General features: G+C 74.2%; 11 protein-coding genes. 3 read left to right on the plus strand and 8 right to left on the minus strand.

The window, feature by feature from the left end:
• Window positions 1–4 precede the first annotated feature (4 nt).
• The 8 genes from ABD998_RS08525 to ABD998_RS08560 form a co-directional block, all read right to left on the minus strand.
• Window positions 5–1,648 (minus strand): ABC transporter ATP-binding protein, encoded by a 1,644-nt coding sequence (locus ABD998_RS08525; RefSeq protein ID WP_345438016.1) that lies wholly within the window; start codon window positions 1,646–1,648, stop codon window positions 5–7.
• Window positions 1,645–2,580: an ABC transporter permease gene (locus tag ABD998_RS08530; RefSeq protein ID WP_345438018.1), complete on the minus strand. Its 936-nt coding sequence runs from the start codon at window positions 2,578–2,580 to the stop codon at window positions 1,645–1,647. The genes ABD998_RS08525 and ABD998_RS08530 overlap by 4 nt, the downstream gene beginning before the upstream one ends.
• Window positions 2,577–3,581: an ABC transporter permease gene (locus tag ABD998_RS08535; RefSeq protein WP_345438020.1), complete on the minus strand. Its 1,005-nt coding sequence runs from the start codon at window positions 3,579–3,581 to the stop codon at window positions 2,577–2,579. Before ABD998_RS08535 ends, ABD998_RS08530 begins: the two co-directional genes overlap by 4 nt.
• A 130-nt stretch (window positions 3,582–3,711) precedes the next feature.
• Window positions 3,712–5,097, minus strand: coding sequence for an NtaA/DmoA family FMN-dependent monooxygenase (locus ABD998_RS08540; RefSeq protein WP_345438022.1), 1,386 nt, complete (start codon window positions 5,095–5,097; stop codon window positions 3,712–3,714).
• Window positions 5,094–6,233 (minus strand): LLM class oxidoreductase, encoded by a 1,140-nt coding sequence (locus ABD998_RS08545; protein WP_345438024.1) that lies wholly within the window; start codon window positions 6,231–6,233, stop codon window positions 5,094–5,096. The genes ABD998_RS08540 and ABD998_RS08545 overlap by 4 nt, the downstream gene beginning before the upstream one ends.
• A gap of 117 nt (window positions 6,234–6,350) precedes the next feature.
• Window positions 6,351–8,249 carry an FAD/NAD(P)-binding protein gene (locus tag ABD998_RS08550; protein ID WP_345438026.1) on the minus strand — a complete coding sequence of 633 codons (1,899 nt, stop codon included), beginning with the start codon at window positions 8,247–8,249 and terminating at the stop codon, window positions 6,351–6,353.
• Window positions 8,246–9,601: an NtaA/DmoA family FMN-dependent monooxygenase gene (locus tag ABD998_RS08555; protein ID WP_345438028.1), complete on the minus strand. Its 1,356-nt coding sequence runs from the start codon at window positions 9,599–9,601 to the stop codon at window positions 8,246–8,248. The genes ABD998_RS08550 and ABD998_RS08555 overlap by 4 nt, the downstream gene beginning before the upstream one ends.
• Complete coding sequence (locus tag ABD998_RS08560) at window positions 9,598–10,782, minus strand: LLM class flavin-dependent oxidoreductase (RefSeq protein WP_345438030.1); 1,185 nt, start codon at window positions 10,780–10,782, stop codon at window positions 9,598–9,600. The genes ABD998_RS08555 and ABD998_RS08560 overlap by 4 nt, the downstream gene beginning before the upstream one ends.
• A 153-nt stretch (window positions 10,783–10,935) precedes the next feature.
• On the opposite strand from ABD998_RS08560, the gene ABD998_RS08565 reads away from it, so the two are divergent.
• The 3 genes from ABD998_RS08565 (at window position 10,936) to ABD998_RS08575 (ending at window position 14,323) form a co-directional block, all read left to right on the plus strand.
• Window positions 10,936–11,790, plus strand: coding sequence for a sulfurtransferase (locus ABD998_RS08565; protein ID WP_345438033.1), 855 nt, complete (start codon window positions 10,936–10,938; stop codon window positions 11,788–11,790).
• A gap of 105 nt (window positions 11,791–11,895) precedes the next feature.
• Window positions 11,896–13,179 (plus strand): adenylosuccinate synthase, encoded by a 1,284-nt coding sequence (locus tag ABD998_RS08570; protein WP_345438037.1) that lies wholly within the window; start codon window positions 11,896–11,898, stop codon window positions 13,177–13,179.
• Between the two features lie 304 nt (window positions 13,180–13,483).
• Window positions 13,484–14,323 (plus strand): SMP-30/gluconolactonase/LRE family protein, encoded by an 840-nt coding sequence (locus ABD998_RS08575; protein WP_345438039.1) that lies wholly within the window; start codon window positions 13,484–13,486, stop codon window positions 14,321–14,323.
• Window positions 14,324–14,326 lie beyond the last annotated feature (3 nt).

The following is a 14,326-nucleotide window of genomic DNA, read 5'->3' on the forward strand; positions in this document are numbered from 1 at the left end:
TCCTCTATCGGGTCGGAGCGGACGGCGCGGCTGCGCGTCTGCCGGGGATGGCGTCGAGCAGGGCGCGCGTGTACGCGTGCCCCGGCCGGTCGAAGACGTCGTCGATCGCGCCGGACTCGACGATGCGCCCGCGTCGCATGACGACGACCTCGTGGGCGATGCGGCGGACGACGGCGAGGTCGTGCGAGATGAACAGGTAGCTCAGCCCGAGCTCGCGCTGGAGGTCCGACAGCAGCGTGAGGATCTGGTGCTGCACCGACACGTCGAGCGCGGACACGGGCTCGTCGAGGACGACGACCTCGGGTGCGGGCGCGAGCGCACGGGCGATCGCGACGCGCTGGCGCTGTCCCCCGGAGAGCTCGGCCGGTCGACGGGCGAGGAGGCCGGAGGGGAGCGCGACGAGGTCGACGAGCTCCTCGACGCGTCGTCGCCGCTGCGCGCGCGAGCCGATCCCGAGGGCGTGCAGCGGATCGGCGACGAGCTCTTCGACGCTCAGCCGCGGGTTGAGCGCCGCGTACGGGTTCTGCTGGACGAGCTGCACGCGACGGCGGAGCTCCCGCAGGCGCGCGCCGCTCGCGGAGGTCAGGTCCTCGCCGTCCAGGGCGACGGAGCCCTCGGTCGGGTCGACGAGCCGCAGGGCGAGACGCGCCGTCGTGGTCTTGCCCGAACCCGACTCCCCGACCACGGCGAGCGTGCGGGCGCGGCCGAGCGAGAACGACACGTCGTCGACCGCGCGCTGCCGCCGTCCGCCGGGCAGCGCGAAGTCCTTCACGAGCCCCGCGACCGAGAGCACGGGCTCCGCGGCGCCGGTGGGGCGCTCGGCGGTGCGGCGCGCGTCGATGTACACCCCGCGCGCCCCGAGGCTCGGCGCCGCTGCGATGAGCTCCTGCGTGTAGGGGTCCGACGGCGCGCCGAGCACGGCGTCCGGCGTGCCCTCCTCGACCACGCGTCCTCCGCGCATGACGACGATGCGATCGGCGCGGTCGCCCGCGACGCCGAGGTCGTGGGTGATGAGGAGGATGCTCGTGCCCCGCTCCGCGCGCAGGGCGTCGAGCTGGTCCAGGATGCGCCGCTGCACCGTGACGTCCAGGGCGCTCGTCGGCTCGTCCGCGATCAGGAGGGCGGGTTTCGCGATCGTCGCGATCGCGATCAGCACGCGCTGCCGCATCCCGCCGGACAGCTCGTGCGGGTACTGGCGAGCCCGCACGGCGGGCTGCGGCACCCCCGCGGCGCCGAGCGCGTCCACGGCGAGCCGGTGCGCGTCGGCGGGCGCCGCGAACCGGTGGATGCGCAGCACCTCGGCCACCTGGTCGCCGATGCGGGTCACGGGGTTGAGGCTCACGGTCGGGTCCTGCGGAACGAGGCCGACGGCCCGGCCGCGCAGCCGGCGCAGGTCGCGCTCACCCGCTCGGACGAGATCGGCGCCCCCGACGATCACGCGCCCTGCGACGATCTGCGCGGCAGGCGGCAGCAGGCGCACGACGGCATGGGCGGTCGTCGACTTGCCCGACCCGGACTCTCCGACGAGCGCCACGGTCTCGCCGGAGGCTACGTTCAGGCTGACGCCGCGCACGGCGTCGACGGCCCCTCGGCGGGTGCGGTAGCGGACGGCGAGGTCCTCGACGCTCAGCACGTGCTCGGCGCTCATCGGCGGCCCCCTCGGGTGTCGAGGGCGCGCGAGACTCGCCCCGTGGCGAGCACCGTGAGGATGATCGCGATGCCGGGCAGCGTGGTCAGCCACCACGCGTTCCTCAGATAGTCGCGGCCCCCGGAGACGAGCGACCCCCACTCGGCCGCGGGCGGCGCCGCGCCGTACCCGAGGAAGCTCAGAGCGGAGACGGCGAGGATGGCCCCTCCCAGCTCCAGGACGGCGAGCACGATGACGGGTCCGGCGGAGTTGGGCAGCACGTGGCGCCAGAGCACACGCAGCTCGCGGTTGCCGGACGCGCGGGCCGCCTCGACGTAGGGCGAGCTGCGCACGCGCAGCACCTCCGAGCGCATGATGCGGGCGACCGAGGCGATGCTCGCGGCGCCGACGGCGATCGCGACGTTCACGGTGCCGAACCCGAGGGCCGTGATGATCGCGAGGGAGAGGAGGAGACCGGGGATCGCGAGCAGCACGTCGGCGGCGCGCATGACGAGCGCGTCGACGCGTCCGCCGGCGAATCCCGCGAGGAGCCCGAGCGCGGAGCCCGCGACGATGCCCACGAGGACGGCGAGGATCGCCGCCGAGAGGGTGAGGGAGGTGCCGTGGACCACCCGTGTGAAGAGGTCCCGGCCGATTTGATCTGTGCCGAACCAGTGCACGGCGGACGGCGCCTGCAGCTTGTCGGCCGGCACGCCGGCGAACGGGTCTCCGGGGGCGATGACGGACGGGGCGACCGCGGCGACGGCGAGCACGAGGAGCCACAGCACCGAGAGCACGACGGCGGGGCGGCGCAGGGCGGCGAGCGCGGACGGCAGTCCGCGGCGGCCGGAGCGCTCCTGCACGGCGTCGTCGAAGCGGTCGGCGGCCGTGCCGGCGAAGCCTCCGGATCGCCCGGCGGGGGCGTCGGGCAGCAGGGTGGGGGTGTCGGTCACGGCTTCGCTCCGATCGGGTCGAGGGCGTCGTCGGCATCCTCGGCGTGCTCCTCGTCGGGCGCGGGCGCGCCGCCGGCGAGCACGATCCGGGGGTCGAGGAGGGGGTAGACGAGATCGACGACGAGGTTGACGATCACGAACACGGCGGCGGCGAACAGGACGACGCCCTGCACGACGGCGATGTCCTGCGTCTGCACGGCGGAGGCGGTGACGCGGCCGATACCGGGACGCGAGAACACGGTCTCGGTGACGACGGTGCCCGAGAGCAGCTGCCCGACGACGAGGCCCGTCATCGTGAGCGCGGGGAGCGCGGCGTTGCGCAGCGCGTGGGCGAGGTGGACCCGTGCGCGCCCCGCCCCCTTCGCACGGGCGGTGTCGATGTAGGGCTCGTCGAGCGTCTGCTCGAGACTCCTGGCGAGCAGCTGCGCGATCGTCGCGCCGGTGGGCAGCGCGAGGGTGAGCGCGGGGAGGACGAGCGACAGGGGACCGGAGTCGCCGACGGCGGGGAAGAGGTGCAGGCCGAACGCGAGCCACTGGATGAGGAGGAGCCCGAACCAGAAGCCCGGCACGGCCACGCCGAGCGGGGGCAGACCGAGGAGGAACGCCGCCAGGCGGCGGCTGCGTGTGAAGGTCGCCCACACGGCGAGTGCGCCGCCGAGGAGGACGGCGAGAACGAGACCGGCCAGCGCGATCTGCACGGTCGGCCCGACGGCCTCCCCGACGATGTCGGCGACGGGGCGTCCCGACTGCAGCGATGACCCCAGGTCGCCGCGCAAGACGCGCCACAGCTGGGTCAGGTACTGCACGATGAGCGGCTGGTCGAACCCGTGCTCGGCGCGGAGCGCGTCGAGCTGCTCGCCCGTGACGTCGGTGGCCTCGCTGCCGGCGAGGAGCCGGATGGGATCGGACGGCAGGGCGTACAGCACGAGGAACGAGACCGTGTAGGCGGCCCAGAGCACGCCGAAGGCCTGCAGAAGGCGCGTGAGCACATAGCGGAGCACGGGGGTCCTCTCGGAGCGGGTGGGGGCGGTCCGGAACGGCCAGCGTCGCACCGGGGCGGTGGAGGGGCGCCGCCGCCCCGTCACCGCCCTTCACGGACGGCAACGGGCCGACACTCGCCGACACGCGACGTCACACGACGCGGGCCGAGACGCGTCGGAGCGCCGTGCTCTCCGGCAGCCCGAGATGATCGCGCAGCGTGCGTCCCTCGTACGCCGCGGGATACACCCCGCGCTCCTGCAGCTCGGGGACGAGCAGATCCACGATGTCGCGCAGGCCGTCGGGGAACGCGTCGGGTGAGACGTTCAACCCGTCGAACGCGTCGGAGCGCACCAGGTGCGCGAGCTCGTCTGCGACCTCGCCGGGAGTGCCCACGAACCGGCGCTGAGCGGACAGATGGTGCACGAGCTGCCGCACGGTGAAGCCGCGCTCCTCGGCGAGCGCCCGCCATGCGCGTGCCCTGACGTCGGGCTCGTTCCCCGTGTGCACGATGCCGTGCGAGCGGCTCTGGCGCACTCCCGACGGGTCGTCCGCCGGCAGCGGGCCGTCGAGGTCGAGGTCGGAGAGGTCGACCTGCCACACCTCCTCGACCGCCTGGCGGACGCGCCGATCGCTCAGGCCGAGCTCCTGGACGAATCGGGCGCGCTCTTCCGCCTCGCTCCGGGTGCGGGCGACGACGATCTGCGCGCCGGGGAAGATCTTCAGGTCGTCGCCGGGGCGCCCGGCACGGCGGGCGCGACGACGCATGTCCGCCGTGAACGCCACGGCCTCGTCGAAGCCCACGTGATGGGTGAAGACGCCCTCGGCCCACCGTGCGGCGAAGTCGCGCCCCTCGTCGGAGTCGCCCGCCTGGAAGTACACCGGCTGCCCCTGCGGGCTCGGCGGCACCTGCGGGACGATCCGCGCGCGGATCCGATCGCCGTCGCGCACGACGGGGAGGATGCTCCCCTCGCGCGCCCACCCGTCGGCCGCACGCGTGTGCTCCGCCGCGTCGCGCGGGAACCCCTCCCACACCGCCTGCACGGCGCTCACGTGCTCCTCCGCGTAGCGGTAGCGCTCGCTGTTGGCGAGGAACCCCCCGCGGCGGAAGTTCTCACCCGTCCACCCGTTGTCGGTGGTGACGATGTTCCACCCCGCCCGCCCCTCGCTCAGGAGGTCCACCGTCGCGATGCGCCGCGCGAGGTCGACGGGATCCGTGTAGGTGGTGTTGAGCGTCGCGACGAGGCCGATCCGGCTCGTGTGCGCCGCGAGGTGCGCGAACAGCACGAGCGCATCGGGGCGCCCCGTGACGGCGATGTCGTTGAGCCGGCCGAGGTGCTCGCGCAGGCGCAGGCTCTCCCCGAGGAACAGAGCCGTGAAGAGCCCGCGCTCGGCATCGCGGACGAGCTCGACATACGATTCGAACGCGTAGAAGTCGAGCGGATCCGGCGTGCGCGACCAGTCGTAGACGGGCCCGAACGGCTGGAAGACGTTGAGGTGCAGCCGCGCGTCGGGGCGCGGGTACTCGCGGGCGCTCATGCGGGGCTCCCCGCGGTCGACAGGACGGCCGGAGCCGGATGCGCGTCCCCGCGCACCGCGAAGGCGTTCGCAGGGCGCTCGAGCCCCAAGGCCTCTCGGAGCGTCTCGCCCGAGAGGGGGATGCGCAGCGGCACCGTCTCGGAGAGGATCTCCCTCACCTCCCCCGCGATCGCGGCCGCGTCCTCGTCGATGACGGCGGGCCGCGCGAGCACGCCGTCGACGTGGCGGAGGACGTCCGCCAGCCCCGATGCGACCTCGGACGGCGTCCCGAGGAGCCGCGCGTCCCGGCCCGCGCGCCACACGGCGCGGGCGTCGAGCGCGTGCAGCCGAGCGGCAGCCGATGCGAGCCGGGTGTCGACGAGCACCTCCACGGCGGCGACGACGCGGGGGATGCCGCGGTCGCGGGCCGCATCGGCGGCTCGCGCGATCGCATCGGCGTCGACGCCGTGCACGACCGCGACGTCGACGAGCGGAGCAAGGCGCGGGGAGAGCGCGTGCTCGTCGGCCCAGACGACGAGCTGGCCCTGGGGCGGTCGCGGGAGCAGCCCGGGGCCGCGGACGGAGAAGGTCTCGCCGACGAAGTCGGCGTGGTGCCAGCGGTCGACGTCGACGAACCGCTGCTGCGCGATGTCGGCGACCAGGGCGTCGTCCTCCCAGGTGTCCCAGAGCAGGCGCACCGCCCGGATGACATCGGCGGCCTCCCCGACGAGCGCGTCGTCGGACGTCGCGCGCGCCCTGCCGTATGCGCCGGAGAGGGCGTCGTCGTCGACGACGCGGGCGATCCATCCTGCCCGGCCGTGCGAGCCGAGGTCGAGGCTCGACAGCTGGTTCGCGAGGTGGAACGGCTCCGCGTGCCGGATGCCCGCGACGGGCACGAGGCCGATGCGGGAGGTGACGGCGCCCGCGAACGCGGCGAGCTCGATCGCGTCGAGCCGCGCCTGCACGCCCGGCGCGGGGTCGCCCGGTCCGTCGGGCAGCACCGCGAAGGCGTAGCCCGCGCGCTCCACCGCCTGCAGCCGGGCGCGCAGCCGTGCCGGCGCGAGCGCGGCGGCCGGTTCGTGGCGCGCGGCGCGCCACGCCGCCGGATGGGCGCCCTCGCCCGAGAGGTCGATGCCGATGAGCCGGGGGATGGCCATGTCCGCTCCCTTGGTCGGGGCCGGCGCGTGCGGCGTCGGCTGTGCCCCGAATCTAGGAAGCGCCGTCGCGCGGGGAGACCGCGAGCGTCACCGCTGGTCGCACGCGGTCACGCGGCGTCACACCCGCGCGACGGCCGTGTCCCGATGCCGCGCGGCGGCGACCGCGGACGCGACGGCACCGGCCACGCGGTCGGTCTGCCGCAATGAGAGCGAGTCGGCCTCCGGGCGCGTGAAGGCCCCGCCCTCGGGCGCCGAGGTGAACGGTCCGATGCCGAAGAGCGTCTCGTGCGTCGAGCCGTCGCCGCGCACGACGCGCCCGTCGGCGTCGACGACGATGCGACCCAGAGCGCCCGTGTACTCCCCGTCCGTCACCGACAGTTCAGTGCCGTGCACGTGTGCGAGCTCGCGCAGGGCGGCGTCGTCGCTGTCGGCCGCGCTCGCCGCGGGCAGCCAGGCGTCGACGAGGGAGCGCGCCGCGACATCGCCCGGCACACGGCGGCTCGACGCGACGAACCCGCGTTCCGCGTCGACGCGCACATCGATCTCGGGCCCGAGGAAGCGCACGATCCCGGCATCCGCGAGCGCGAGCAGCTCGTCAAGCCGGTGCGCGGGAGGGCCGCTCGCGACGTAGCTGAAGAACGTGTGCCAGCGCGTCGGCAGCGACACGGCGCGCGAGCGGGCGTTCCACCGCTCTGCCGGCACCTCGGCGAGGGCCATGAACGACAGCAGTACGGCGAGCCAGACACCCTGCGATGCGCTCCGGTCGGGCGAGGTGCGCGCATCGAGGTCGTCGCGGATGTGCGCGAGGAGGCGCTCGTGCACGGCGTCCGCCGAAGCGAAGTCCTCTCCGGCCAGCGGGGTGTCGAGGCTCTGCACGTCGAAGCGGTCGCGCGGATCGGGGACGACCTCGGCGATGCGGTCGCGCAGCGCGGGGTCGTCCCAGCGGTGCGCCCGCAGCACCGACCGGAAAGCCGGCCACGTGCCGGCGACCCGCTCGGGGTGCCCCGTGAACAGCTCGCGGTAGTGGCCGTGCAGCAGCTCCGCCGCGATGAGCGGCCACGCGTCGCGCTCGAAGTCGAGGGGCTCCGGTCGCGCGACGAGCTCGGCGATCGCGCGCGGCGTGAGCACCTCGCGGACCGGCGTCTCTCCGCGGATGGCGGAGGAGACCTTCGACCGGTACGGCACGCCGCGCCGCGACCCGAGGTGAAGACGCGGCTCGCGGCCGGACGGGGCGTAGACGAGCCCGTCCGGGCCATCCGAGAACCGCCCGCCCCGCCCCTGGGTGAGGAGCACGACGAGGTCGACGGCGGCGAGCCCCATCCCGCGCACGATGACGTCGGCACCCGGGGTGAGGGCCGACAGGTCGGCGTCGGCCGTGAAGGCGGGCGGCACGTACACGAGTCCGTGCGCGGACGCGGCGTCCGCGAGCGCGCGGGAGGGGGCATCCGGTCGTCGGCTGCTGTGCCCGAGCGCGTACACGACGACGTCGGCGTCGAGCTCGCGCCCGTCGGACAGGGCGACGACTCGCCCGTCGCCCGCCTCGCGCACCCCGGCGACGACGGCGCGCTCCACCGTGATCGAGACGCCGGCGGGGGCCGAGGCGATCGTGGTGCGCGCGAACCAGTCGAGGTAGTGGCTGTGCAGCCGCCGGGTCGGGAAGCCGTCGCCTGCCAGCGTGAGGGCCTCGTCCCGCACGGACTCGTCGATCTCGACGTCGGGCAGGTCGCCCTCCCGCCAGCGCTCGAGCCATCCGATGAGCGACGGTCCCGGGCGGACGGGGCCCTCGATCGTGCACGAGGAGTCGGTGAACACCGTGACGTCGCGCGCCATCGAGTTGAGCTTGAGGAGCGGCGACTGCGCACGCCGCCAGATGCGCCCGGCGCCGACCGGGTGCGGGTCGACGAGGACGATCTCGATCGGGGCATCCGGGTGAGTCGACCCCTCGAGCCGCGCGAGCAGGCGCTCGAGGAGCATGACAGCCCGAGGCCCGCCGCCCGCGAGGACGAGGCGCGTCACCGGGCCCCCGCGAGGGCGGGGACGGGGGCCGGCAGCCCGAGCAGGTCGCGCAGGGTCGCACCGTCTTCGTACCCCGCGCGGTACGAGCCGCGCTCCTGCAGCAGCGGCACGACGCGCTCGGCGAACTCGTCGAGGCCGTGCGGCGTGAGATGGCCGACGATCGTGAAGCCGTCGGTCGCGCGCTCCTGCACGTACCGGTCGATCTCCGCCGCGATGCGGGAGGGCGTTCCGACGAACGTGTGCTGCGCCGTGAGGCGGATGACCGTCTCGCGGATCGACAGGCCCTCCGCCGCCGCGGTCTCGCGCAGCTTCGCGATGCGCGCGCGGATGGCCGCGTGGCGGTTCGCGAAGCCCTGCGCCGATTCGGAGCCGGCGTCGGGCTCGATGTCGGGGAGCGGTCCCTCCGGGTCGTAGCCCGAGAGGTCCCGGTTCCAGATCTGCTCGATGTAGGTGAGCGCCGTCTCGGGGCGCACCTGCTGCAGCGCGATCTCGCGCGAGCGCTCGCGGGCCTCGTCGTCCGTGTCGCCGATCGCGAACGTCGCCGCGGGCAGGATCTTGAGCGACTCCTCCTCGCGTCCCCACGCGGCGAGTCGGCCCTTGACGTCGCGGTAGAAGTCCTGCGCCGCGGCGAACTCCGTGTGCAGCGAGAAGATCACCTCCGCGTGCTCCGCGCCGAAGTCGCGGCCGTCGGGCGAGTCGCCGGCCTGCACGATGACGGGACGGCCCTGCGGGGACCGCGGCACGTCGAAGACGGCGTCGACATCGAACTGCGCGCCGGCATGGCGCACGCGGGCGGGCGCTCCGTCCGGGAGGAAGACGCCCGTCCCGGCATCGGCGACGGGGCCCTCCTCGGGCCAGGAGTCCCACAGCCGCTTGGCGAGGGCGGCGAACTCCTTGGCGCGCTCGTAGCGGTCGGCGTGCGCGAGGTAGCCGCCGCGGCGGAAGTTCGCACCGTGGAAGGCGTCCGAGCTCGTCACGGCGTTCCAGCCGGCGCGGCCGGCCGACAGGTGGTCGAGCGTCGCGAGCTGCCGGGCGAGCTCGTAGGGCTCGTTGAAGGTCGTCGACAGCGTGCCGACGAGTCCGACGTGCTCCGTGATGCCGGCCAGCGCCGCGAGCACCGCGAGCGTGTTCGGGCGGCCGAGCACGTCGCGCTCGTGGATGCGGCCGCGGTGCTCGCGCAGGCGCAGCCCCTCGGCGAGGAGCACGTAGTCGAAGAATCCGCGCTCGGCGGTCCGCGCGAAGTGCTCGAACGACGAGAAGTCGATCTGGCTGCCGGCGGAGGGATCGGTCCACACCGTGGTGTTGTTGACCCCGGGGAAATGCGCCGCCAGGTGGATCTGCCGGACGGTCATGCGGCCTCCTCCGCTCGGACGCGGCGATCCGCGGGGCGCGGGAGCCCGAGCCGATCGCGCAGCGTGACGGCCGATCCGTCGTCGTCGGCGAGCGCCCCCGCTGAGCGCAGCCGCGGGACCACGTCGTCGGCGATCCGGTGGAGGTCGCGGGGCAGCCGGGCCGGGCGCAGGCGGACGCCGTCGGCCCCGGCGACGGCGAGGGCGCGGATCTCGTCCACGATGTCGTCGGCCGTGCCTGCCACGATGCGGGCGTCCGAGGCGAGCGGCTCCCCTGCGAGGTCGTCGAGCCGCGCAAGCGCGTCGCGCGCCGCGGCACGGGTGTCCTCGACGAGGACGAGGAGGTCGGCGAAGACGCGCGGGACGCCGCCCGCGGCGTCGAGCTCGGCGCGGATGGCGCCCAGCCCGTCAGCGGTCGCGGGCGTCGTGAAGACGATGTCGGCGCGTGCCGCCGCGAACCGGAACGGGACCGTCTGATGTGCGAGCGCCGTCACGACGGGGCGGCCCTGCGGCGACCGCGGTACGATGGACGCCCCCGCGACGGAGACGAACTCGCCCTCGAAGGACGCGGGATGGATGCGGTCGGCGTCGACGAAGCGGCCGCTCTCGATGTCGCGGATGATGGCGTCGTCCTGCCACGAGTCCCACAGCCGCTCCAGCACCTCGGCGAACTCGTCGGCCTCGCGGAAGGCGGCGAGCGCCTCGGGGGAGTCCTCCACGCGACCGGAGGCGGGCAGGGAGGACAGGACGGTGCGCCCGCGGCCGAAGTTCGCCGCCTCGGCGGGAGAGGCGCCCGCGACGAGCCGGACGCCCGCGCGTCCGCGGCTCGCGAAGTCGAGCGTCTGCGTGCCCGTGGCGACGTGGAACGGCTCGGTGTGCGTCGTCGTCACGGTCGGCACGAGGCCGATGCGCCGCGTCAGAGGGCCCGCGAACGACGCGATGAGCACGGCGTCGAGACGCCCCCGGGCGCGCCCCGGCTGCGGCTCCTGCTCGAACCGGCCGGTGAACGACAGCGCGTCCTCGATCGTCGCGAGCAGGACGCCGGCATCGTCTGCCGTGCGCAGCAGGTCGCGCCAGTAGGCGGGCGAGACGAGATCTCGGGGGCGGGCGGCATCGTCGCGCCACGCGGCCGGATGCCATCCCGCACCCTCGAGGGCGACGGCGACGTGCACCTGATCGGGCATGGGGGTCCTCCTGGCGTGCGGTGGGGTGCCGACCACTGTCGCGGTCGTCGCCGGCGTGCGCAACGCCGGTCGTCACGCGGCGACTCGGACCGTCATGAGACGCATTGCGTCACAATCCCTACTCCCGCGATAGGGATTGCGCAGGATGGGGGGATGTCCCCGCTCCTCACCGTGGAAGACCTGCACGCGCGCCTCTCGGCGGGGCGCCCCGTGACCCTTCTCGACGTGCGATGGCGGCTCGACCTGCCGGAGGGCCGGCCCGAGTACGTCGCGGGCCATCTGCCCGGCGCGGTGTACGTCGACCTCGAGTCGGAGCTCGCCCGGCGCGGCCATCCGGAAGCCGGTCGTCATCCGCTGCCGCTTCACGCCGACCTGCAGCGCGCGGCGACGCGATGGGGCGTGAACCGGGGCGACCTCGTCGTCGTGTACGACGACAACGACTCGGTGGCGGCCGCGCGCGCATGGCTGCTGCTGCGCCGTACAGGCGTCGACGTGCGCGTGCTCGACGGCGGCCTGCGCGCCTGGATCGCCGCGGGCCTCCCTCTCGCCTCGGGCGACGTGGCGCCCCAGCCCGGTGACGTCGTGCTGGACGATCCCGGTCGCGGCGACCTCTCGATCGAGGAGGTCGCGGCGTTCCCGTCGCACGGCGTGCTCGTCGACGTCCGCACTCCCGAGCGCTATCGCGGCACCGCGACGGGCTACGACCCGACCGCGGGGCACATCCCCGGCGCCGTGAACGTGCCGACCGTGACGCACATCCTCGCCGACGGGCGGCTGCGCTCCGCCGACGAGATCCTCCTCGCCTTCGCACGCGTCGGCGCGACGCCGGGAACAGACATCGCGCTCTACTGCGCCTCCGGCATCGCCGCCGCGCACAGCGCCCTCGCCCTCGCCGTGGCGGGGGTCGAGGCGCAGGTGTTCGTCGGCTCGTGGAGCCAGTGGACGCAGAGCGCCGGACGGCCCGTGGCGATCGGGTCGAGCCCCGCGGAGCGCGTCTTCGGCCACTGATCGGGCCCCCGGTAGGATGGCGGGGGAGTGCGCCGCGCACCGCGCGCGACTCCTCCGGGGCCGCTCTGCGCACCCGGGCACACCGACCCATCCAGGGGGTACTCCATGCCGGGAATCGTGATCGTGGGCGTCCAGTGGGGCGACGAGGGCAAGGGCAAGGCGACCGATCTGCTCGGCGAGCGGACCGACTGGGTCGTCAAGTTCAACGGCGGCAACAACGCCGGCCACACCGTCGTCATCGGCGATGAGAAGTACGCGCTGCACCTGCTGCCGTCGGGCATCCTCAGCCCCGGCGTGACCCCCGTCATCGGCAACGGCGTCGTCATCGACCTCGAGGTGCTCTTCGCGGAGCTCGACGCGCTGTCGGCTCGCGGCATCGACGTGTCGAAGCTGCGGGTGAGCGCGAACGCGCACATCATCACGTCGTACCACCGCACGCTCGACAAGGTCACCGAGCGCTTCCTCGGCAAGCGCCAGATCGGCACGACGGGTCGCGGCATCGGGCCCGCGTACGCCGACAAGATCAACCGCGTGGGCATCCGCGTGCAGGACCTCTTCGACGAGAGCATCCTCCGCCAGAAGGTCGAGGGCGCCCTCGACCAGAAGAACCACCTGCTCGTGAAGGTCTTCAACCGCCGCGGGATGGCCGTGGACGAGATCGTCGACGACCTGCTGTCGTACGCGGAGCGGCTGCGCCCCATGGTGTGCGACACGGGCCTCCTCCTCAACCGCGCGCTCGACGCGGGCGAGGTCGTGGTGTTCGAGGGCGGTCAGGCGACCATGCTCGACATCGACCACGGCACGTACCCGTTCGTGACGTCGTCGTCGGCGACGGCCGGCGGCGCGGCCACGGGGTCGGGGGTCGGCCCTGGCCGACTCGACCGGATCGTCGGCATCGTGAAGGCGTACACGACGCGCGTCGGATCGGGCCCCTTCCCGACCGAGCTCTTCGACGAGCAGGGCGACTGGCTGCGCGCCGCCGGGTTCGAGTTCGGCACGACGACGGGGCGCCCGCGCCGTGTCGGGTGGTACGACGCCCCGATCACGCGCTACGCGACGCGGATCAACGGCATCACCGACCTCGTGCTGACGAAGCTCGACATCCTCACGGGGCTCGAGCAGGTGCCCGTCTGCGTCGCGTACGACGTGGGCGGCGAGCGCTTCGACGAGGTGCCCGTGAACCAGAGCGACTTCCACCACGCGACGCCGGTCCTGGAGTACTTCCCGGGCTGGAGCGAGGACATCTCGACCGCGCGCACGTTCGAGGAGCTGCCGAAGAACGCGCAGGACTACGTGCTGGCGCTCGAGGCCATCAGCGGCACGCGCATCTCGGTCATCGGCGTCGGCCCCGGCCGCGACCAGGTGATCGTGCGGCACGACCTCGTCTGAGGGGCGTCGCCGGCGCGCGGGCGGCTTCGCCCGAGCGCTGGCGGGCGGGCTGGCTTCGCCCGAGCGCTGGCGGGCGGCTTCGCCAGTGCGGATGTGCGGCTGACAGGGTCTGCGCGCGCTTCGCCAGTGCGGATGTGCGGCTGAGAGGGTCTGCGCGCGCTTCGCCAGTGCGGATGTGCGCCTGAGACCGCCCTCAGGTCTACATCCGCACTGCCGAATCGCCGGAGGGTCTACATCCGCACTGGCGAAGCGTCGCCGCGCCCGCCCCGCGCCGCCGCGCCTGCGCGCCTGCGAGGATGGCGGAATGACCGAGCTCATCCTCAGCCCCGCCGAACACCTCTGGACGGGGGCCGTCTGGAGCGAGGGGCCGCTCTGGATGCCGGCCGAGAACGCCGTGCGGTGGAGCGACATCCCCGGCGATCGCATCCTGCGGTGGGATGCCGCCACGGGAGAGACCACCGAGCACCGCGCCGGCGTCGAGTTCACGAACGGCCGCGCCCTCGATCGCGACGGCACCGTCGTGCAGTGCTCGCACGGCCGTCGGCGGCTCGAGCGAGAGGGGGCGGATGGCGCGCTCGCCTCGATCGCCGACGCCTACGCCGGTGTGCGCCTCAACTCTCCGAACGACGTCGCCGTCGCGCCCGACGGGGCGTACTGGTTCACCGATCCCGACTACGGGATCACGCAGCCCCGCGAGGGCCATCCGGGTGAGCGCGAGTACGGCGCGTGCGGGGTGTTCCGCGTGCGCGACGGCGAGGAGCCCCTCGCCGTGATCCTCGACCTCGACCGGCCGAACGGCATCGCCTTCTCCCCCGACGGGCGGACCCTGTACGTGACCGACACGGGTGCCGAGCCGGCTATCCACGCCTACGATGTCGTCGGCGAGGGCGTCGCAAACGGGCGGTTCTTCGCCGCGCCGGGCGAGGGCGTGCCCGACGGCATCGCGGTCGACGTCGAGGGGCGCGTGTGGTCGTCGGCGGGCGACGGCGTCCACGTGTACGCCCCGGATGGCGGGGAGGTCGCGTTCGCGCCGGTCCCGGAGGTCGTCGCGAACGTCTGCTTCGGCGGCACCGGCGGCGACGAGCTCTTCATCGCCGCGACGACGAGCCTGTACCGCGTCCGGACGGCGACGCGGGGCCTCTGACTC

It is taken from the genome of Microbacterium gilvum (assembly GCF_039543865.1).
Taxonomy (GTDB): domain Bacteria; phylum Actinomycetota; class Actinomycetes; order Actinomycetales; family Microbacteriaceae; genus Microbacterium; species Microbacterium gilvum.